The organism is Corynebacterium sp. LaCa_282, from assembly GCF_057198125.1.
Window position 1 is genome coordinate 1,295,909 of sequence record NZ_CP191095.1, and the last position, 20,503, is coordinate 1,316,411.

At 57.6% G+C, this 20,503-nt stretch carries 17 protein-coding genes, 1 tRNA gene and 1 pseudogene; 6 read left to right on the top strand and 13 right to left on the bottom strand.

Annotated features, from left to right (window positions below; genetic code table 11):
* The first annotated feature begins 21 nt into the window (after positions 1-21).
* The 3 genes from ACP8KU_RS06065 to ACP8KU_RS06075 all read left to right on the top strand — a co-directional run bounded on the left by ACP8KU_RS06065 (position 22) and on the right by ACP8KU_RS06075 (position 4,118).
* Positions 22-624, top strand: a complete 603-nt coding sequence (locus ACP8KU_RS06065; protein WP_284610767.1) for an MBL fold metallo-hydrolase — start codon at positions 22-24, stop codon at positions 622-624.
* 77 nt (positions 625-701) lie between these two features.
* The gene (locus ACP8KU_RS06070) at positions 702-1,718 is read left to right on the top strand and encodes a DoxX family protein (RefSeq protein WP_023017882.1); all 1,017 of its coding nucleotides are present in this window, start codon (positions 702-704) and stop codon (positions 1,716-1,718) included.
* Positions 1,719-1,859: 141 nt separating this feature from the next.
* On the top strand, positions 1,860-4,118 hold the full coding sequence (locus ACP8KU_RS06075; RefSeq protein ID WP_484483448.1) for a HelD family protein: 2,259 nt from the start codon (positions 1,860-1,862) through the stop codon (positions 4,116-4,118).
* Between the two features lie 89 nt (positions 4,119-4,207).
* On the opposite strand, the gene ACP8KU_RS06080 is transcribed toward ACP8KU_RS06075, so the two are convergent.
* The 7 genes from ACP8KU_RS06080 to rpsA form a co-directional block, all read right to left on the bottom strand.
* Positions 4,208-4,648, bottom strand: coding sequence for a universal stress protein (locus ACP8KU_RS06080; RefSeq protein ID WP_005280319.1), 441 nt, complete (start codon positions 4,646-4,648; stop codon positions 4,208-4,210).
* Between the two features lie 83 nt (positions 4,649-4,731).
* On the bottom strand, positions 4,732-5,184 hold the full coding sequence (locus tag ACP8KU_RS06085) for a universal stress protein (protein WP_284609203.1): 453 nt from the start codon (positions 5,182-5,184) through the stop codon (positions 4,732-4,734).
* Between the two features lie 149 nt (positions 5,185-5,333).
* The gene (gene uvrB, locus ACP8KU_RS06090; protein ID WP_484483449.1) at positions 5,334-7,427 is read right to left on the bottom strand and encodes an excinuclease ABC subunit UvrB; all 2,094 of its coding nucleotides are present in this window, start codon (positions 7,425-7,427) and stop codon (positions 5,334-5,336) included.
* A gap of 39 nt (positions 7,428-7,466) precedes the next feature.
* Positions 7,467-7,829: a DUF4259 domain-containing protein gene (locus ACP8KU_RS06095; protein ID WP_126318935.1), complete on the bottom strand. Its 363-nt coding sequence runs from the start codon at positions 7,827-7,829 to the stop codon at positions 7,467-7,469.
* A gap of 75 nt (positions 7,830-7,904) precedes the next feature.
* Positions 7,905-8,507, bottom strand: a complete 603-nt coding sequence (gene coaE, locus ACP8KU_RS06100) for a dephospho-CoA kinase (RefSeq protein WP_005280314.1) — start codon at positions 8,505-8,507, stop codon at positions 7,905-7,907.
* Between the two features lie 73 nt (positions 8,508-8,580).
* Positions 8,581-10,629 carry a glucose PTS transporter subunit IIA gene (locus ACP8KU_RS06105; RefSeq protein ID WP_484483450.1) on the bottom strand — a complete coding sequence of 683 codons (2,049 nt, stop codon included), beginning with the start codon at positions 10,627-10,629 and terminating at the stop codon, positions 8,581-8,583.
* Between the two features lie 314 nt (positions 10,630-10,943).
* Positions 10,944-12,407 carry a 30S ribosomal protein S1 gene (rpsA, locus tag ACP8KU_RS06110; protein ID WP_005280312.1) on the bottom strand — a complete coding sequence of 488 codons (1,464 nt, stop codon included), beginning with the start codon at positions 12,405-12,407 and terminating at the stop codon, positions 10,944-10,946.
* Positions 12,408-12,656: 249 nt separating this feature from the next.
* Between rpsA and ACP8KU_RS06115 the strand changes: the two genes are divergently transcribed.
* Complete coding sequence (locus ACP8KU_RS06115) at positions 12,657-13,388, top strand: class I SAM-dependent methyltransferase (protein ID WP_484483451.1); 732 nt, start codon at positions 12,657-12,659, stop codon at positions 13,386-13,388.
* Between the two features lie 10 nt (positions 13,389-13,398).
* Positions 13,399-13,866 carry an RDD family protein gene (locus tag ACP8KU_RS06120; protein ID WP_484483452.1) on the top strand — a complete coding sequence of 156 codons (468 nt, stop codon included), beginning with the start codon at positions 13,399-13,401 and terminating at the stop codon, positions 13,864-13,866.
* Here the strand turns inward: ACP8KU_RS06120 and ACP8KU_RS06125 are convergent.
* From ACP8KU_RS06125 to polA, 3 genes are read right to left on the bottom strand one after another with little or no spacing between them, the layout of a single operon-like run.
* Positions 13,830-14,201 (bottom strand): hypothetical protein, encoded by a 372-nt coding sequence (locus tag ACP8KU_RS06125; RefSeq protein ID WP_005280309.1) that lies wholly within the window; start codon positions 14,199-14,201, stop codon positions 13,830-13,832. The genes ACP8KU_RS06120 and ACP8KU_RS06125 overlap by 37 nt on opposite strands.
* 38 nt (positions 14,202-14,239) lie before the next feature.
* On the bottom strand, positions 14,240-15,178 hold the full coding sequence (locus ACP8KU_RS06130; RefSeq protein WP_284609210.1) for a DNA glycosylase AlkZ-like family protein: 939 nt from the start codon (positions 15,176-15,178) through the stop codon (positions 14,240-14,242).
* A 4-nt stretch (positions 15,179-15,182) separates the two neighbouring features.
* On the bottom strand, positions 15,183-17,831 hold the full coding sequence (gene polA / locus ACP8KU_RS06135; protein ID WP_484483453.1) for a DNA polymerase I: 2,649 nt from the start codon (positions 17,829-17,831) through the stop codon (positions 15,183-15,185).
* A gap of 144 nt (positions 17,832-17,975) precedes the next feature.
* On the opposite strand from polA, the gene ACP8KU_RS06140 reads away from it, so the two are divergent.
* Positions 17,976-18,049 (top strand) — tRNA-Leu (locus ACP8KU_RS06140).
* Between the two features lie 357 nt (positions 18,050-18,406).
* On the opposite strand, the gene ACP8KU_RS06145 is transcribed toward ACP8KU_RS06140, so the two are convergent.
* The 3 genes and pseudogenes from ACP8KU_RS06145 to ACP8KU_RS06155 form a co-directional block, all read right to left on the bottom strand.
* Entirely contained in the window at positions 18,407-18,709 is a 303-nt protein-coding gene (locus tag ACP8KU_RS06145) for an IS3 family transposase (RefSeq protein WP_431832304.1), read from the bottom strand.
* Between the two features lie 716 nt (positions 18,710-19,425).
* Positions 19,426-19,719, bottom strand: a complete 294-nt coding sequence (locus ACP8KU_RS06150; RefSeq protein WP_284623064.1) for a hypothetical protein — start codon at positions 19,717-19,719, stop codon at positions 19,426-19,428.
* A 268-nt stretch (positions 19,720-19,987) separates the two neighbouring features.
* A pseudogene (locus tag ACP8KU_RS06155) lies at positions 19,988-20,473 on the bottom strand (IS3 family transposase); the annotation flags it as partial.
* Positions 20,474-20,503 lie beyond the last annotated feature (30 nt).

Here is a 20,503-nt window from a genome sequence, read left to right on the forward strand (position 1 = left end):
TGTACCCGTAGGCTGGGACGTATGACTAACGAGCTACATCTTCACCAGATCTCCGTTTCGGAGATGGACAATAACTGCTACCTGCTCATTGCCGGCGACCAAGGCTTGCTTGTCGATGCCGCCGATAACGCCCCCGCCATCCTCGACATGGCCCGCGAGGCAGGCGTTGACATCACCGCCGTTCTCACCACGCACCGCCACTGGGATCACGTGCGTGCGCTCGGCGAGGTTTTGCAGGCCACCAACGCAAAGCACTACGCCTCCTTCATTGATTCGCCGGCCATTCCAGAAGACGTAGACGTTGAGCTGCGCGAGGGCGATTCCATCGAGTTTGCCGGCATGAAATTGCCCATCATCATCCTGCGCGGCCATACCCCCGGCGGCGTGGCGCTCGTGGCCACCGTTGACGGCGTCACCAACCTGTTTGTGGGAGACTCCGTTTTCCCCGGTGGATTGGGTCGAACGACCTCTGAGGGCGACTTTGTGCGGCTATATAAGGACGTCACCAAGCGCGTCTTCGAGGAGTTCCCAGATAACGCCATCATTCGCCCGGGGCATGGCAAGCCCACCACCTTGGGGGAAGAACGCCCCAAGTTGGGTGATTGGTGGGAGCGCCGGTGGTGATCTAGGCGGCTATTTCAGCGTATAATGGTCAATCACACGATTGGTCTAGAACAACGAGCTAAGGAGCTTAAAGGACTATGATTCGCAAGTTTGCCCGCCCCATGCTGGCATCGGTATTTGTATGGGAAGGTGTAGACGACCTGCGCAATGCCTCGGAGCACACCAAGGAAACCGAAGGCTTCCTCAAGACCCTGCGCAAGTTCGTCCCCTCCGGTTACAAGAACCTCATTCCCAATGATCCGGAGCTAGCTACCCGCGCCCTTGGCGGCGCAAAGATCGGTGCAGGTACCACCTTGGCTCTGGGCAAGGCACCGCGCACCTCCGCAGCCGTGCTGGCTGCCGCTACCCTGCCCAACTTGGTGGGCAAGAATAACTTCTGGGCCGCAGATAATAAGAAGGACAAGGAAGACCGTCGCAACGGCTTCATTACTAACACCGCCCTGCTCGGCGCGCTGTTTATCACCACCCAGGACACCGAGGGCAAGCCGTCCCTGCGCTGGCGCGCACAGAAGGCCGGTGAGCGCACCAATAAGAAGATTCAGCAGGCGCTGCCCACCAAGTCTGAGTCTCAGGAAAAGCGCGAGGAGCTTTCCGCTCGCGCCAGCGAGCTGTCCAATAAGGCCGGCGACTGGTTCAATGAGACCTCCCAGAAGGCTCAAGCCTATGTGGATGACAACAAGGATGATTGGCAGTCCACCGGTCGCGGCCTCCTAGATACCGCCAAGTCCTATGTCGACGACGCCAAGGACTACGTCGATGACAACAAGGACGACTGGCAGGATTCCGGCCGCGATTTCTTGGACAACGCGAAGTCCTTCATCGAGGACTCCGTCGATAGCGCCAAGTCCTACGTTGATGACAACAAGAAGGACTGGCTGAAGTCCGCTGAGTCCAACGCCAAGACCGCCCGCAAGGGTGCCGTCAAGGCCGCGAACAAGGCACAAAAGCGCGCCGATGACGCCGCATCGAAGCTCGACAAGGCAGATTCCAAGCGCGCTGCTAAGAAGGCTTCCAAGCAGGCAGACAAGCTGCAAAAGAAGGCTAATAAGAAGATCGACGCCGCTATCAAGAAGATTGAAAAGCGCGCTAAGTAATTCGCCTTAACCCTCGCACACGGCCCAGCCCTACGCTGGGCCGTTGTTCTTTGTCACGGCAAGGTCTAAACTCGAACCTCCCCTAGGCGGCACGCGGTTGCGTGCCCACCCAAATTTTCGTGTTTCATTCTGAGGAGTTTCGTGAACTCTGCACCGAAGAATTCTCCAGCAACTCATTCTCCCGCTACTGCATCTTCATCCAACAACGCGGATAACGCTGGAATTTCTGCCATCAAAGCCGAGCAGAACTATGTCGATGGCCTTTTTGACCGCCTCGATGACGAGGTGGCCGCGGCAAACGCACGCTTGAACGAGGTCCAGGCCGAGGTCGACCCGGCGACCCCCGATGCCGATGCCCTCGTGCGCCGCGAAACGGAATACCACGGCCTCCAGGCCAAGTTGGATCGCCTCAACGTCGCGCAGATGGGGCTCGTCTTCGGCCGCATCGATATCAATGCCCCCGGCGATAACCCAACTGATGAGGGACTAGACCGCCGCTATATCGGCCGCATGGGTTTGGATGCACGCGAAGAAAACTACCGCACCCTCCTGCTGGATTGGCGCGCGCCCATGGCCCGCCCCTTTTACCTCGCTACCACGGCCCAACCCGAGGGAGTGCATACGCGCCGCCAGATCCGCATGACCGGACGCACGATCACTGATGTCAATGACGAGGCATTGGACGGCCCTGGTGTGCGCGAGGAAGAGGCAGGCGTGGCAAGCGAATCCGCCCTGTACTTTGCCATGCAACGCGCTCGCACGGGACACATGACGTCCATCGTGGAGACAATCCAGCGCGAGCAGGACGAAATCATCCGGGATAATACCCGCGGCGTCATGGTCGTCGAAGGCGGCCCCGGCACCGGTAAGACCGCCGTAGCGCTGCACCGCGTTGCCTACCTGCTCTATACCCACCGCGAGCAGCTATCTTCCACCGGTGTACTCATCGTTGGGCCCAATACCAACTTTTTGGACTATATTTCCCGCGTGCTACCCGAGCTCGGTGAAACCGGTGTCGTGCTCTCCACCATCGGTGGGCTATTCCCTGGCATTACTCCCACCCATACCGAGGGGCTTGTGGGCCGCGAAATTAAGGGCAGCGAAGCCATGGCAGAAATCCTGAGCGCCGCCGTCAAGGATTATCAGCAGGTGCCAAGTGAGCCCCAGGACATCACGGTGGAGGGCCTGACCCTGACCATCACGCCCTCCATGGTGAAGAGGGCGCGCACCCGCGCCCGCCGCTCACGCAAGCCGCATAATCAGGCGCGCGAGGCGTTCATCGAGCACTTCGTGGAGGATCTGGCCCAGGAGATGGCCACCAAGGTGGGCACGGATCCCCTGGGCGGGGAAAACCTCCTAAGCCGCGCGGATGTGGATCAATTTCACGACGATCTTGCCATTGATGAGTCCGTGGTGGGCTGCATCGATGGTTTTTGGCCCGAACTCGATCCCTCTGAGGTACTCGCCGCGTTATTGTCTTCCCGCGAACGCATTGCCTCGGCTGCCCGCGGCTACGACGAGGAAACCCAGGCCGCCTTATACCGGCCCGACGGTTATGCCTGGACCGATTCCGATGCTGCCCTTTTAGATGAGTTGGCCGTCCTCATCGGGCTGCCCAATCCCGAGGAGAAGAAGGCGGCCAAGGATGCCGAGTGGCGCGAACAGATCGCGGATGCAGAAGATGCGCTGAATATTCTTTCCTCCTCCGAATCCACCGATAACGACGATGACATGTTTGAAGCGGAGATTCTTTCGGCGCACGACGTCATCGACGCGGAGACCCTAGCGCAGCGCCAGGAGGTACGGGATACGCGCACCACCGCGCAGCGTGCCCGGGAGGATCACACGTGGGCCTTTGGCCACATCATCGTGGACGAAGCGCAGGAACTAACCCCGATGGAATGGCGGATGCTCTTCCGCCGCTGCCCGTCGCGGTGGATGACGCTGGTGGGCGATACCTCGCAGACCGGTTCCCCGGCCGGCGTGGATGACTGGGGCGAGGCCCTAGAGCCGTTCATCGCCCAGCGCTTCCGCCACCACCTCCTTACCGTCAATTACCGCACGCCAGAACCCATTACCGAGCTTGCCAATCGTCTGTTGGCCTCCATCGATCCGGATGCCACCCCGGCCATTGCCATTCGCGATGGCGAGCCGGTGCGCCGGCTTGCCGATGCCGACTTCACCCCCGGCGTGACCATCGAGGACGATGGCCGCCTGACCGCGGTCATTGATGCTACGAACGCCGAAGCAGTCAAGGGCCTCGAGTTCGACCACGTTATCGTACTTAACCCGCGCGAGATTGTCGATGCCTCCCCGCAGGGGCTGCAGAACCTGTATGTCTGCATCACCCGGGCCACGCAAACGCTAACCCTAGTGGGAGATACGTCCGGCGTGCTTTAGCTCGCTGGGATCACAAAACCCACCGCGCGAATCCAGAGGTGGACTCGCTGCGGTGGGTAAGGCGAAAGCCGGTCAGGCGAAGGCCTAGATTAATTAACGGTGTGAACAATCATGACGTCACAATCGGACTGACGCGCCACATCCGCTGGCACAGAGCCGAGTAGACGACCGGTCAAGGAATTAATGCCGCGGTTACCAACGATGAGCAGGTCTGCATCATTGTCATTGACAATGGACATCAGGGCTTGCACCGGCGTGCCAGGGCGGACGGCGGTTTCTACCTTGGAAACCCCGTGCTTTTCCGCTTCTTCCTTGCCTGCATGCAGGTTGGCTTCGGCTTTCTCATCACCAAGAATAGTGACGGAATCCTGACGCAAGGTCTTCGAAGCCTGCTCTTGATTCTCGTAGTAAGCACAACCGATGATCAGCGTGGCATCGAATGCAGCGGCAATCTTGGCTGCTCGCTCCACGGCGAGGAGGGAGGACTTGGAACCGTCAGTACCGACAACAATCGTGCTGTAGTCGCTCATGATGACCTTTCTTTGTGGGTGTGTACCCTAACTATTCTAGTGTGCCAACTTGGCGTTACTGCAAGTCTAACAATGAAAAGTGATTAACGTTTTTCACTCGTGTTAACCACCACGACATCCACCTTGGATTTATGGGTAAGTTCCGTCGGCACCGAGCCAAAAACGCGCCCGCGCACGGAATTAACGCCGCGATTGCCCACGACCAAGAGCTCAACGTCGTATTTCTCCGTGACCTCGATTAAGGCATTGACGGGGTCACCGGGGGTGGTGATCACCTCAATGTTTTCCGCACCTTCGGACTCGGCAATCCGCTGCGCGTTCGTGAGGTAGGTATCGGCCATTTCTTCGCTGACCACCGGTAGCCTGGAGCCCTCACCGCTGGGGGCGCCGAGCATGGAGCCAGAATGGTTATAGGCTGCGGAGACGATGATGAGCTTGGCATCGTATGCCCGCGCCATGGATGCCGCCGAGCGCACGGCGCGCAGGGAAGTTTCGGAGCCATCGGTACCGACGGCGATGGTGTGATACGTAAGCATGATTCTCCTTGCTGGTGAATTACTAGGTCGGCACATTGAACCGGCTTTTAGTCGCCCCCAGTATAGTCAGGACGCCGAACCAATAAGCCTATGGTTGCAGTAGTGCGCACTTTTAGGGGGAGCCTGTTATTGAGACACTGCGAGCGGCGTTAAATTCCGGCTTCCTTTAGGCCGCGCAGCTCCTTCTTCAAATCAGCAATCTCATCGCGCAGCCGGCCGGCTAGCTCGAATTTCAACTCGCGTGCGGCAGCGCCCATCTGTGCCTGCAGGTCATTAATGAGAGCCTCAACCTCATCGGTGGCCATGCTGGACACGTCGCGCTTTTCCACCACCGCCGAAGGATCCGACTCGGCGGCCTCTTCCCCATTATTCTCATAGACTTGGTCCAAGATATCCGCGATCTTCTTGCGCAGCGGCTGCGGATCCACGCCGTGTTCCTTGTTATAGGCAATCTGCTTCTCGCGGCGGCGCTCCGTTTCATCGATGGCTTCTTGCATCGAGTCGGTGATTTTATCCGCGTACATGATGACCTCGCCCGATACGTTACGGGCAGCGCGGCCAATGGTCTGGATGAGCGATGTTGTCGAGCGCAAGAAGCCTTCCTTATCCGCATCGAGGATCGCCACGAGCGAGACCTCGGGCAAGTCCAAGCCCTCGCGCAAGAGGTTGATGCCCACGAGCACGTCGAATTCGCCCTGGCGCAATTGGCGCAGCAACTCCACGCGCTGCAGCGTATCGATATCCGAGTGCAGGTAGCGGACCTTAATCCCCTGCTCCAAGAGGTAATCCGTCAGGTCTTCTGCCATGCGCTTGGTCAAGGTGGTGACCAGAACGCGCTCCTTAGAGGCAATGCGGCCGCGGACCTCATCAATGAGGTCATCGATCTGGCCCTTGGTCGGTTTCACCGTGACCTTAGGATCGACCAGGCCAGTCGGGCGAATGACCTGCTCGACAAACTCGCCGCCGGAGGAGGTCATTTCGAAATCGCCCGGGGTGGCGGACATATAGACCGTCTGGCCAACGCGCTCTTCGAATTCGTCAAAGGTCAGTGGCCGGTTATCCACCGCGGAGGGAAGGCGGAAGCCAAACTCCACCAGGTTTCGCTTGCGCGACATATCGCCTTCGTACATGCCGCCGATCTGTGGCACGGTCACGTGGGACTCATCGATGATGGTAAGAAAATCCTCTGGGAAATAGTCCAAGAGCGTGGCTGGCGCGGACCCCGCCGGGCGGCCATCCACGTGGCGGGAGTAGTTCTCAATGCCGGAACAGAACCCCACCTGCTCGATCATCTCTAGGTCATATTCCGTGCGCATGCGCAGCCGTTGCGCTTCCAACAGCTTGCCACGGTTTTCTAGATCTTCTAGGCGCTCAGCCAATTCTTCCTTGATATCGGCCACGGCTTTTTCCATGCGCTCTGGGCCGGCCACGTAGTGCGTTGCGGGGAAAATGCGCACTTCATCGACCTGCTCGATAACATCACCTGTCACTGGGTGGATATAGTACAGCGAATCAATATCATCGCCGAAGAACTCGATGCGCACCGCGCGTTCCTCATATGCCGGAATGATATCGACCGTATCACCCTTGACGCGGAAGGTACCGCGGGTAAAGCCCACATCGTTGCGCTCATATTGGATATCCACCAAGAGCCGGAGGAAACGGTCCCTGTCGAGCTCCTCGTCGACGGCGATAATCACCGAGCGATCCAAATAGGATTGCGGAGTGCCTAGGCCGTAGATACACGAGACCGAGGAGACCACCACGACATCGCGCCGCGAGAGCAATCCAGAGGTGGCCGAGTGGCGCAGGCGCTCGACGTCCTCATTAATGGAGGAGTCTTTTTCAATATAGGTATCGGTCTGCGCGATATAGGCTTCTGGCTGGTAGTAGTCGTAATAGGAGACGAAGTATTCCACCGCGTTATTGGGCAATAATTGGCGCAGTTCATTGGCCAGCTGTGCGGCCAAGGTTTTATTGGGCGCCATCACTAGCGTGGGCCGCTGCTGCTTTTCAATCAGCCACGCGGCCGTCGCGGATTTACCCGTACCGGTTGCACCCATGAGCACAACGTCGCGCTCGTCGCGGTTGAGGCGCTCATTAAGTTCCTCGATGGCCGCAGGCTGGTCACCTGCGGGTTCATATTCAGAAACGACCTGAAACTTGCCGGGGGTGCGTTCTACCTCGCCGACGACGCGGTGTTCAGAATTTGGAATAAGGGGATGTTCAGCAGCAAAAGCCATGCCCGCTATTCTACTGCTTGGACGCTCCTGCTAGCCATTTCACGGCAGCGCGGCCTGGGCGGTGTGCAACCACTGGTCGAGCTCCCCTGTCGGTTCCCATAGCGCGTAGACCGACGAGGAATCAGAGCACATCGCTTGATTGATGCGCCGGCGCAGCCACGCCTTAGATTGCGGCGTGTACAGGGACGCTAGATCCGTCGGGGCTACGCCGTCTGGCAGGCCATCGGCAGGCAGCTTCGTCAGCGCCCCTAATGCGATGACCGCTTCGGCTTCATCGGAATCGAGCACTCCAGTGCCGCACGAGCGCTGAAAGTGCCGGAGATCAAAAGAACCATTCCGCAGGCTATCGAGTACGTCTCGCGCCGCGTGATTATCGAATGGTCCAGTGCCCCAAGTTCCCACGCTCAAATAGTGTAGGGACCAAAAGTAAACGTTAATAGGAAAAGACGTTAACGCTACTTACCAAAAAGGTTAAGGTTAAGAAGACGCCGCCTCAATCTCATCGCAGACCGCCGCTGCGCGCTCGGCCAGTTGTTCCTGCGTGCCGTTATTATCTATGACATGGCTTGCTGCCGCGAGCCGCTTGTCATCAGAAATCTGGGCGTTAATCCTTTTGCGCGCGTCTGCTTCATCGAGTCCGCGGAACTCCACGAGACGACGCACCCTCTCTTCTGGATCCACGTCAACGACGATGACAAAATCCATATCCCCGTCGAGCCCATTATCCACCAGCAGCGGCATATCATAAACCGTAAAATCAACGCCCTCTTCGCGCGCAGCAGCAAATTGTCGCTGGGTCTCTTTTTGGATACGCGGGTGTGTAATCGAATTCAGGAGCTCGGTGTGCTCCTTATCCACGAACGCACGGCGGGCTAGTTCCTTACGGTCGAGACTGCCATCTTCCTGCAGGATGTCCTGGCCAAATTTCTCTGCTAGCTCGGCTAACGCCGGTTGGCCAGGCTTGACGATGTCCCTCGCTATGCGATCTGCGTCCACCACCCGCCAGCCGCGCTGAGCGCACAGCTTCGCTACCGTAGATTTCCCGCTGCCGATTCCCCCGGTTAATCCGATTAGCTTCATAAGATACCAGGGTACGCGAAAAGGAGCCCGGCACGACTGCCTGGGCTCCTTGCTGCGGAATTTAAGAGTGCCTTTAGGACTCGAGTTCTTCTTCCAGCTTTGGATGAACCTGCAAGAGTTCATCGCTTGGGGTGACAGCGCCGGTAGCGCCGCTCACGGAACCAAATTTCTTGGCGTTGGTAACAACGACCGGGGTAATCAGGTTGTAGTCCTTGGACTTAATGAAGTCTGCGTCAAAGCTGATGAGCTTATCGCCAGCGGAAACGCGCTGCTTCTTTTCCACGTGGACATCAAATCCCTCGCCGCCCAGTTCCACGGTGTCTAGGCCAACATGGATGAGCAGCTGTACGCCGTTATCCAGGTTCAGACCGATCGCGTGGCCGGACTTTTGGACGGTGAGCACGGTGCCATCGGCAGGCGCGTAGACGGTATTGCCGGTTGGCTTCACGGCAGCGCCCGGCCCAAGCTTGGCGCCAGCGAAGATGGGATCCGGTACCTCGGACAGGTCCACTGCCTCGCCCTCCAAAGGAGAGTCCAGCTTCATGATTGCCTGTTCTGCTTCCTTGGTGGCGATTCCGGTGGCAGCAGCAACCCCTGCAGCCTGTGCATTCTCGGAACCGTCCGACTCATCATCGGATCCTCCGATGATGCGGGACTCGGAGCGGCTAGCAACCTCTTCCACGGTCTCGTTATTTTCGCGGGCGATGCGCTCGAGGTCGGCCTGCTTTTCCTCTGCGGTGCGGTAACCAAACAGCAGCGTGAGGGAGAAGGAGGTGAAGAATGCCACGGCGATGCCGATGACGTAGCCCACGTGCGGGATCATGGCTGGGGTGGTCAAGATGGAGGTGAAGACGAAGGCGTTAGCGCGGACATCGAAAAGCCCCATCACTGCGCCACCGATGGCACAACCCGGCAGCAGGCGGTAGTAGGTGCGGCGGAAGCGGAGCAAGATGCCGTAGAGGGACGGCTCCGAAATACCGCCGAGGATGCCGGCTGCGAATGCACCGACGGAAACCTGGCGCATGGAGTTGTTCTTCTCCTTCATGGAGATGACCATCACGGCGCCGGTGACGCCGAAGCAGGCAAAGTTCCACGCACCCATGGGGCCTTGGATGAAGTCGTAGCCGTAGGTGGTGATGTTCTGAATCATGATCACGTTGAGCGGCCAGTGCAGGCCCATGGGCACCAGGAATGGGTACAGCAGCGGAATGACAATGGCCAAGATGAACGGCGAGAAGTCATTGATCTGGAACAGTACCCAAGAGATGCCATTGCCCACGCCGATGCCGAATGGGCCGAGCAGGAAGGCCGTAGCCGGAATCATGATGAGCAGCGAGAAGAACGGCACGAAGACCATGTGTACGGCGCTCGGGATGATCTTCTTCAAGCCCTTTTCCACCCAGAACAGGCCGATGGCCGCCAAGATCGGTGGGAATACCTGGGAGCCGTAAGAGTTAATCACCAGCGGCAGGCCGAAGACGTTGACGGTATCGCCCTGTTCACCCAGGGACATGAACTCCGGCGTGAGCAAAGCGGCCGGGATGGCGGCCGAGACCCACATATTCGCACCCAGCTTCTGCGCGGCGGTAGCACCCACCATCACCGGCAAGAAGTAGAAGACCGACTGGAACATCGCGTGGGCCAAGCGGTAGCCCTCAGGCTGTTCTTCCAACGGCGCGCGGAAGTCTTGGATGCCAATGGTATCCGCCAGCACCAGCAGCGTAATGATGAGGGACGCACCAAGCAGCGCCCACAGAATCGGGCGGAAGGTATCAGAGAGGAACTCGAAGCAGTAGTCGATCCAATCGTACTTACCGCGCACACCGTCGTAGTTCTTCTTAGATGAGGAGGCCTCCTCATCCGGCGGATTGACCCCAGGGTCCTTGATGATTTCGCCGTAGTAGCTGGCCACGCCGCCACCCATGACTACTTGGTAGCCATGGGTACCCTGCGTGACGGAACCGAGAACGGCCGTATCGCTTTCCAGCTTTTCCTGATCTACTTTCCCCACATCAGCGAGTTGAAAACGCAGGCGCGTCGCACAGTGCGTCAGCGACGTGATGTTATCGGCGCCGCCCAAGCTATCGATGATGTGTGTGGAAGTGTCCTTCACAGATGCCACTTCATACTCCTTGCATAAAGACAAAACAATAGTCAGTACTCAACTGGCTATTACGTCACACTTGGATTATAAGTGAGAGGCAACACAAACAAAAGCCCAATCTAGTGGTCTTAAGTGGGGATAGTTGTCTTTTTTGCTCACGAAATCACTTTGCCGCAGGTCAAGAACCCGCAAACGAAAAATAACGGGCAATCGTTTGCATATACTGTCATAAAACTCACAAAGCCACGTCCTTCCTCCCCTAAAGGAGAAGGACGCGGCCAGTGCAGCTGTGTGAAGCTAGGGGCTATCGCACCCTAAGCTCCAAAGGCGTCTTAGTTGCCGGCGAGCTTGTCGCGCAGTGCGGCGAGCTGCTCGTCAGAAGCCAAGGATCCGCCGGACTCTGCCTGAGTCTCCGATGCCGGAGCTGCATCGGTGGAGTCAGAAGAGTAGTTGGAGGATGCTTCAGCGGACTCTGCAGCTTCTGCGGCGGCAGCGCGGTTGCGCTCGATCTGAGCGGTATGCAGGTTGAAGCGGCGCTCGGACTCTGCGTAGCGTGCCTCCCAAGCCTGACGCTGCTCGTCGAAGCCTTCCTTCCACTCGTTGGTGTCCGGGTCGAAGCCTTCTGGGAACACGTAGTTGCCCTGCTCGTCGTAGGAGTCAGCCATGCCGTACTTGGACGGATCGAACTCTTCGGAGTAGTCCTCGTCAGCCTGCTTGACGGACAAGGAGATACGACGACGCTCGAGGTCGATGTCGATAACCTTGACCATAACTTCCTGGCCAACGGTGACAACCTGGTCCGGAACCTCGACGTGGCGCTGAGCCAGCTCGGAGATGTGAACCAGGCCCTCGATGCCTTCCTCGACGCGAACGAACGCACCGAACGGAACCAGCTTGGTGACCTTGCCCGGCACGATCTGGCCCACAGCGTGGGTGCGGGCGAAGACGCGCCATGGGTCTTCCTGGGTTGCCTTCAGGGACAGGGAAACGCGCTCGCGGTCCAGATCAACGTCCAGAACCTCAACGGTCACCTCGTCACCAACGGTGACAACCTCAGATGGGTGGTCGATGTGCTTCCAGGAAAGCTCGGAAACGTGAACCAGGCCGTCGACGCCGCCAAGATCGACGAAGGCGCCGAAGTTGACGATGGAAGAGACAACGCCCTTGCGGACCTGACCCTTCTGCAGCTGGTGCAGGAACTCGGAACGGACCTCAGACTGGGTCTGCTCCAGGTATGCACGGCGGGACAGAACAACGTTGTTGCGCTGCTTGTCCAGCTCGATGATCTTAGCTTCCAGCTCCTGGCCAATGTAGGGCTCCAGGTCGCGGACGCGACGCATCTCAACGAGGGAAGCAGGCAGAAAGCCGCGCAGGCCGATGTCCAGGATGAGGCCGCCCTTGACGACCTCGATGACGGTACCGGTAACCGGCTCTTCCTTGGCCTGCAGCTCCTCGATGGCGCCCCAAGCGCGCTCGTACTGTGCGCGCTTCTTGGACAGGATCAGGCGGCCTTCCTTGTCCTCCTTGGTCAGGACAAGCGCGTCAACCTCATCGCCAACCTCGACAACTTCGTCGGGATTGACGTCGTGCTTGATGGACAGCTCGCGGGAAGGGATAACGCCTTCGGTCTTGTATCCGATGTCCAGCAGTACCTCGTCGTGGTCAACCTTGACGACGGTACCCCCGACAATGTCACCATCGTTGAAGTACTTGATGGTGGCGTCTACAGCTGCGAGGAAGTCCTCTGCGGTTCCGATATCGTTGATCGCAACCTGAGGGGTAGTAGAAGATGGCATATTGTAAAAATGCTCCGAATAAATGTAGGAAATCGTTCGTGGACAACTGCGTGTCTCTCGAATTAAAAGCCCGTCTACGCTGCACAAATACAGGAGATAGAGGCCACATTCGATCCCGCCGCGTGATTGCCCCAAGCTTTCCTACAATAGCCTGCAACAACCCGTGGCATAGACATGCTTGTAAAAGCCTACATCTGTCCAGCTTATACGGCAAATATTGCACGCCAACCAGAAAGGTAACCCACCCCAGTGACTTCGCCTTCTCACGCCAATCAATCCCACTGGGACGGTGATGCGGCCAACTACCATGCCGAGCACCCCGAGTACCTTTCCTCTTTTTATTGGTGCCCAGAGATGCTCCACGAAGCCGATGCGCAGCTGCTTGGCGATGTCTCCTCTGCCGCCGTCCTCGAAATCGGCTGCGGGTCTGCCGCCTGCACCCAGTGGCTCAGCACCCGCGCCCGCTTTGCCACCGGCTGCGATATTTCCCGCAGCATGCTCGCCCACGCAGCACCTGGTTTGGCGCTCACCCAAGCCGATGCGCTGGCACTGCCCTACGCCACCGACTCCTTTGACGTGGCATTCTCTGCATTCGGCGCATTCCCCTTCCTCGCCGATCTCGATGCCGCGCTCGCGGAAGTTGCCCGCGTGGTGCGCCCAGGTGGGCGCTTCGTATTTTCCGTGACCCACCCAATGCGCTGGATCTTCCCCGATGATCCCACCAGCCTCACCGCAGAAATCAGCTACTTCGACCGCGCCTATCTTGAACACGATTCCGCTGGGACGCTCACCTACGCCGAATTTCACCGCACCATCAGTGATTGGTTCCGCGCGCTCCAAGGTCGCGGCCCGTTTCTCATCGAGGACATCATCGAACCGGAATGGCCCGAAGGCTTGGACATTACGTGGGGCCAATGGTCCCCGCAGCGCGGGGAAATTTTCCCTGGCAGCATGATTTTCATCTGCCGCGCCTACAGCTAACGTGGAGAACATGATTGCCGAAAGACTGGGAATTTTCCTGCGCCGCGCCGTGGCTTGGTGGATCGACGCCTTTCTCGTCGCCGCCATCGTCACCGTGGTGCGATGGGTGATTAATGCCCTTGCCAGTACCCCCTTAGCCGGGCGCCCCCAAGAAATCTACGAGGCGGCCGCTCTCGCCGTGGTCTTTTACATCTACCGCGTGTGGGTGGAAACGAAGAAGTCCACCTCCCTGGGCAAATGGTCGATGCAGCTCGAAATCATCCCGGCCCGCTCGCCGCTTGTCACCGCGTGCCTGCGCAATTCATGGCTGCTGCTCACGCCCCTGACGCTTACCGGCTGGAACATCGACGGCATTATCCTTGCGATTTTAGGCCTTTCTGTTTTAGCCATCGGCCAAACGCCCTTTGACCTCTTGGCCGGCTGCCTAGTGGAAAAGCGGCCTCAGGAAGATTCCACCGCGATGCGCGGCCAGAGGTAGTACACCACGGCAGCAATAGTAATGAGCGCAAATACCCACGAATACGGGAAGGCCACGGCAATGACAGTTACCGCGATCATTACACCGGCCGCCTGTATTCGGTAGCGCCACGGGTTCTCGCCTTCTCTGGCGGCGTTGCCAGCAGAAAGGAAAAACCCAAAAGTTATAACCGCATAGAAAATGAAGTAAGATTTATCGCTGCTTACTGCTTCTTTTAAGCCGCTCTCAGCAATTTGTCCCGCCGGGTATGCGACCATGACTGCCCACGTAGTCTCAAAAAAGCGCAAGACGTAGGGATGGGACTTCCAGGTAATACGTTTTCCGAGAAACTCCATGAAACTACTTTAAAATCCTCATCTGCTTCACGCACTTCTCAGCAGTCTTTCCACTGCCGTTCCACGCGGCGTGACGCGTAGGCGGGAATACCCCAGTCCTCAATCCCCTGCTTATTCCACATGCCGCGCACTTGGCCGTCAATAACGATGGCGCGGCGGAAAATGCCCTGGTTCCCGGGAACGAGCGCGTGGTGCATATCCGCTGACATGGCAAAAAGCCGATCCTGGTAGCCCAGGATATATTCATCAAAGGCGCCCAATAGCAGCACCGATTTCTTCCTTCTCACCTCTGGCAGCTCCAGCACCTCTGTAGAGACCAGCTCCTCGCCTTCCCTACCTATCCGGATGAGGTCATCCGGCAAATTCTCCGCTGCGGGACGAATGAGCTTTTGGGGCAGCTTGGACCACCACGCAAAGTCTTGCAGCGTCGCCGGACCATGGGTGCGAAAATAGCGCGTCATCAATTCCGTCGTGGCGGCCACCGAGTCGCCGTTAAAGAGGGCCTCCAGGCCGTCTAACTCCACCGGAGTAATGAGCTGCTCTTCGCCTACATAACACGCATGCCCGCTTTCCATGGCGATGCGTACCACGTGCCAGAAAGGTAGCTCGGGCAAGGCCCGGGCGGCGCGTGCTTTCAATTCTGCGCGCGTTAATGGGGCATCGATAAGCTGAAGCACGGCTTCCCGTACCGCTGCATCGCCTTTTCGAGGCTTCGCGCATAGCTCGGTTATCCAGCCCATATCCTTGACGGAGGCGGCGAACAGCGTATTGCGCATCGCATAGCCGCGCACGATCTCGGACTTATCCGATTCATCCGTTGCGCGCAGCGCCAAGGACCGGCGCACCGAATGCAGGTCCTGGCCTTGCGTAACGCCAAAGGCGCGAACCGCCTCTGCAGCGGTGTGCCAGCGTTGGGCCGTGAGCCCCTGGGCGGCCAAGCGCATGCGGGCGCGTTCGCGCCGGTTAAGCGTCATCATCGAACTAGTGGGCCGCGGCGTCCCAATCCGTACCGGCACCTGCAGAGACTTCGAGTGGCACGTTCAGCTCGATGGCAGAATCCATCTCGCGCTCAAGAATCTCGCGGACTTGATCGGCCTCGCCGGGGGCGACTTCCACCACCAATTCATCGTGTACCTGGAGCAAAACACGAGATTTCATGTCTCGCAACGCACGGTCCACGCGAATCATCGCGACCTTGATGATATCCGCGGCCGTTCCCTGGATCGGGGCGTTGAGCGCAGCGCGCTCCGCGTTTTCGCGGGCCAGCCGGTTATCGGAGTTGAGCTCTGGCAGGTAGCGGCGGCGGCCAAAGAGCGTGGCCGTATAACCATCCTTGCGGGCTTGCTCCACGACATCATCCAGGTACTTCTTCACGCCGCCAAAGCGCTCGAAGTAGCTTTCCATAATCGACTTGGCTTCACCAGCAGGGATTCCCAGCTGCTGCGATAGCCCAAATGCGGACAGACCGTAGACCAAGCCATAAGACATGGCCTTTACCCGGCGGCGCAGCTCAGGGGTCACCTGGTCAACGGGCACATCAAAGACCCTAGAACCAACGAAATTGTGCAGGTCCTCGCCGGCCTTGTAGGCCTCAATCAACCCGGGATCGGCAGATAGGTGGGCCATCACGCGCATTTCAATCTGCGAGTAGTCCGCGGTCATTAGCTGCTCAAATCCCTCTCCCACGATAAACGCCGAGCGAATCTGGCGGCCGGCCTCCGTGCGCACCGGGATGTTTTGCAGGTTGGGCTCCGTCGAAGACAAACGCCCCGTCGAGGTCACCGTCTGGTTAAAGGTGGTGTGAATGCGCCCATCCGGCTGAACGGTCTTGATAAGGCCCTCCAGCGTGGTTTTCATCTTCTGGTATTCGCGGTGGGCCAAGAGGTGGTCCAAGAACGGGTGTGGGTGCTTGATGGCCAGCTGCTCGATTTCCTTCGCGGCCGTGGAATAGCCCGTTTTCGTCTTTTTCGTCTTGGGCATATCGAAGGTCTCAAAAAGTACGTTTTGCAGCTGCTTAGGCGAATTCAAGTTGAGCTTGTCATCGCCGGCAAGCTCCCGCGCGGAGCGTTCCTGTTCCGCGACCTGCTCCACAAAGGCATCCTTTTGGGTTTCCAAAATGTCTACATCGACCGCAATGCCCGTAGCCTCCATGCGTGCCAGGATGGTCACCAGCGGCAGTTCCAGGTCGGTGTACAACTCGAACGAGTCGATGTCCTGCAGCTCCGCGGTGAGTTTTTCCGCCAGCTCCATGATTGCCGCCGCCTGATCTACCAGGGAGGAACTATCGAGCAGCGACATCTGCTCCGAGGCGGCGCCGAGGGACTTTTGGAGGTGGCGCTGGTAGACATCGGAAAGCTCGTAGGTGCGCTGGCCTGGGCGCAGGATATACGCAGCCAAGGCCGTATCGTGTGCAAGCCCGTTGAGCTCGATTCCGCGCCCTGCCAGCATGTGGAACGCGGCCTTCGCGGCGTGGAAATACTTAGGGGCCGGCGATTCTAGCCATTGGACCAAGGCCTTTTCCTCATCGGCGGATAGGTCCCCGAGTTCCACCTGCAGGCCGTGGTGCTCACGGTCCACAAAAGCGATGGCAGAGGCATCGCCCTGGCCCGGGGTGCCCTCGCCTTGCACATACACGGCTACGTGCTCGCGGCCAGGTAGCCATTCGCTCAGCGAGGCGTCATCGATGGTGAGCTCGACGTCTGGGGCATCCGCGGATTGCTCATCTGCCTCTGCTCCATCGTTGGGGATGGCAGATAAGACACGATCGCGCAGGTTGGTGCCAAACTCCAGCTCATCGAACTTCGCGGCAACATCGGCGACCTTGACTTCCCTGAATGCCAGATCATCCGGGCCGACGTCTAAGTCCATATCTGTAATCATCTGGGTGAGCTTCCGGTTCATCTGCACCTGCTCGATGCGTTCGCGGAAGTTATTTCCCACCACGCCATTGATTTCTTCGGCGTGCTCTACCAAGGAAGCCAAGTCTCCATACTTGACTATCCACTTGGTGGCGGTCTTCTCTCCCACCTTGGGAATGCCGGGGAGGTTATCGGAAGGATCGCCGCGCAAGGCAGCAAAGTCGGGATACTGCGCGGGGGTCAGCCCGTATTTATCCTCGACGGCTTCCGGGGTAAACCGGTGCAGCGTGGATACGCCCTTCATGGGATAGAGCACCGTGGTCGAATCCGTAACCAGCTGCAGGTAATCGCGATCACCGGTAACGATCAGCGTCTCGTAGTCCTGCGCCTGGGTGGCAAGGGTGGCCAAAATATCGTCGGCCTCGTAATTTTCACGCGAGAGCGTCGTAATACCCAAGGTCTCCAAAGTATCGCGAATGATGTCTACTTGGCCCTTAAATTCTTCCGGCGCGGCCTCGCGCTGCGCCTTATAATCCGGGAACATCTCCGTGCGGAAAGTCTTCCGGCCAACGTCAAAGGCAACCGCGATAGCATCCGGCCTTTCCTCAGAGACAATATTGGACAGCATGGATAAAAAGCCATACACGGCGTTGGTGTGCTGGCCGCCGGAGGTAGAAAAGTTTTCCACCGGCAGGGCATAAAAGGCACGAAATGCCATGGAATGGCCGTCAATGAGCAAAAGGCGAGTCTTATTGGAAGTCACCTGCCCCATACTAGGCAACACCGTGGACACGGCGACACCCCACCCAACTTCACCGCCTTGAGCAGGACTTTTTACCGGAAGTGGACCCCAATTAGGAATTGCACCAAACCCTGCGCTAATATTTCCATCAGTCAAAGGCGCTCGCTTTTGATTGCCCCTGTAGCCCAATTGGCAGAGGCAACGGATTCAAAACCCGTCCAGTGTGAGTTCGAGTCTCACCAGGGGCACATTGCAACCCCGCTTCCTTCCGGATAAATATCCACGGAGGAAGCGGGGTTTTGCCCGCATATCCGAATTTGTTGAGTTGTGGGGTTCGCGAACTAGACAACATTTAATGTTGGCGCGGTGAGGTTTCCAAGGTTTTCTCTTCTACTTAAACGGAACAGATCCTGGGACATTTCACAATCGCTTGGTTGAGTGCTTGCAGCGGTAATGCCTCGGTGCGCATCGAGTCCGATAATGCCCATCCACTATCCGTCGGGAGTAAACGTCAGTGACAAATGCGGCATACACAAAGCCTTTCTTCGTGCGCACGTAGGTAATGCCGGCCACCCACAGCTTGTTTAAGGCCTTGGGCTTTGAACTCACGCTCGACCAAATCCGGGCGCAGATCCGGCATGTTGAGGTGTACGGGTTGTGATAGGTGATCCGCCTTTGCCTTTGCCAGAAACACCGGCCAGGCGCATCAGCCGGGCGGTTTGCTCACGACCGATATCTATTCCGTCACGGTGAAGCGCATGCCACATTTTCCGCACGCCGTAGACACCGTAATTATCCCGATGAACAGCACTAATGCGTTCAACTAGAACAGCATCACGAAGGCGACGAGCACTTAAGCCCACAGGCTTTGGACTGGCGATAACCACGCGAGGTGATGAACCCACCACCCCGGTTATTTTTCAACGCCGATGCAGATGAACTCGACAGAGAAACAATCCCGGTATTTATCGATGAACCGGATCATTTCTTAACGTTTTGGGCCTGGTTCCGACGCGAAAAAAGCTGACGCAGCCTTCAGCAACTCGTTGGTATCTCGAAGCTCTTGATTTTCGCGGCGTAGCCTGGCATTTTCGGTAGCCAAATCTTCAGGAACAGGTTCTGGGATGTTTCCCGCACGACGAGCAGGCTTAAGTCCGTAGACGAGCCGTGTGCCATGAAACCCCCAACTTTGAAGCTACTGCCTAGCACGCGGCCTGCATCGACATGTTTTTCGCCAAGATGCGGTCCTCTACAAGACGGACCACACGGTCCTTTGCATCCTGGTCAAATTTTCTTGGCATGTTCCAGATTTTCCTATCTACTCAACCGGAACAAAACCTGGGACACTTCATTTGGCAACACGTCGTCGATGCGTCTACTTGGTACATCAGCTTGCTCTAGCTTAGCCTCGGCGTGAGCATGGTCGCGGTATTCGGTCCAGTTTGATGGTTACTCTGGCAATGGCTCTGGAACGAATGGAAAGCGTTAGAGAGTCCTTAGCAGTTCCAAAATACGCAGAAACTTAAGTGGAAATAGGTTCTTCTGCGGTTACAGTTAGTCCCTCTAGACTTCAATCTAGAGGGACTAACTGTAATTGGCCTTACAGCGGTTCCATATCTATAGGCTATGCAAAGTTTCCATAGCCAGAAATGGTGCTCACCCATAAGAACGCTGATACGACGAAAGCCGCAGCGAATGTGAAGGCAAAAGCACGCCATGATCGGTCGCTAAGCCGACCCTTTTTCAACATGTAGACAGACATGGCTAATACACCCAACACCACCAATGAAGGAAGAGGTAGCCCATAGAAGACGAAAGGTATTGGAAGCCATGTGGACAGGACCACTCCGACGTAAAGGGTTGCGACGCCCACGACAATTCCAAAAAGTATTCCCGGAATGATCGTTCTTTCTTTCACAACAAATTCCTTACCAATCAGTTTATCTTGATCAGACCACCGTTTTTAGCCTGCGCATGACATTCATTGATGGCGCCCGCTTCATCTCCTTCGTGTCGCAATTGGGGTTGCCCGCAAATCGTGGACACCTAGTCAAGCTACCTAGTGGTTAGGCAGCTATTTCTTCTTCGTTTCTGGTTTGGGTGGTGTGGTTTTCGAAATCGACGGGGCTGACCATCCCGAGGGCGGAGGGGCCCGACCCCCGGAAAGTGGACACATCGGGGGCTAGCTATGCTGCTGTGGTCAGTATAGCCGAAGTCTCGGCTTCAAAGACATCAGGCGCTACGAGATTGCACCAGGAGTGGCGCCTGCGGGTGTTGTAGCGCATGCACCACCGGAAGACCTCTTGGCGACAGGTAATTGGGTTGTCAAAGACTTTCCGATCACGTAGCACTTCCCGCTTTAAGGTGGCGTTAAAGGATTCTGCTAGGGCGTTATCAGCACTCGTTCCTACCGCTCCCATGGACTGGCGTACACCTAACGACGAGCAGTAATTTCTAAAAGCTTGTGAGGTGTACACACTGCCGTGATCGGAATGGAAAATAGTCCCGTCAAGACTGCCGCGCACGCCGTGTGCGTGGGCTAGAGCATCGATAACTAGTGAGACCCGCATGTGGTCTGCGAGTGCATAACCTGCAAGTTTACGTGAATACGTGTCAATGACTGTGGCAAGGTACATGTTTTTGCCTCCCCTACACGGCAGGTAAGTAATGTCACGGGGCCTGCCCCCGGAAAGTAGACACGT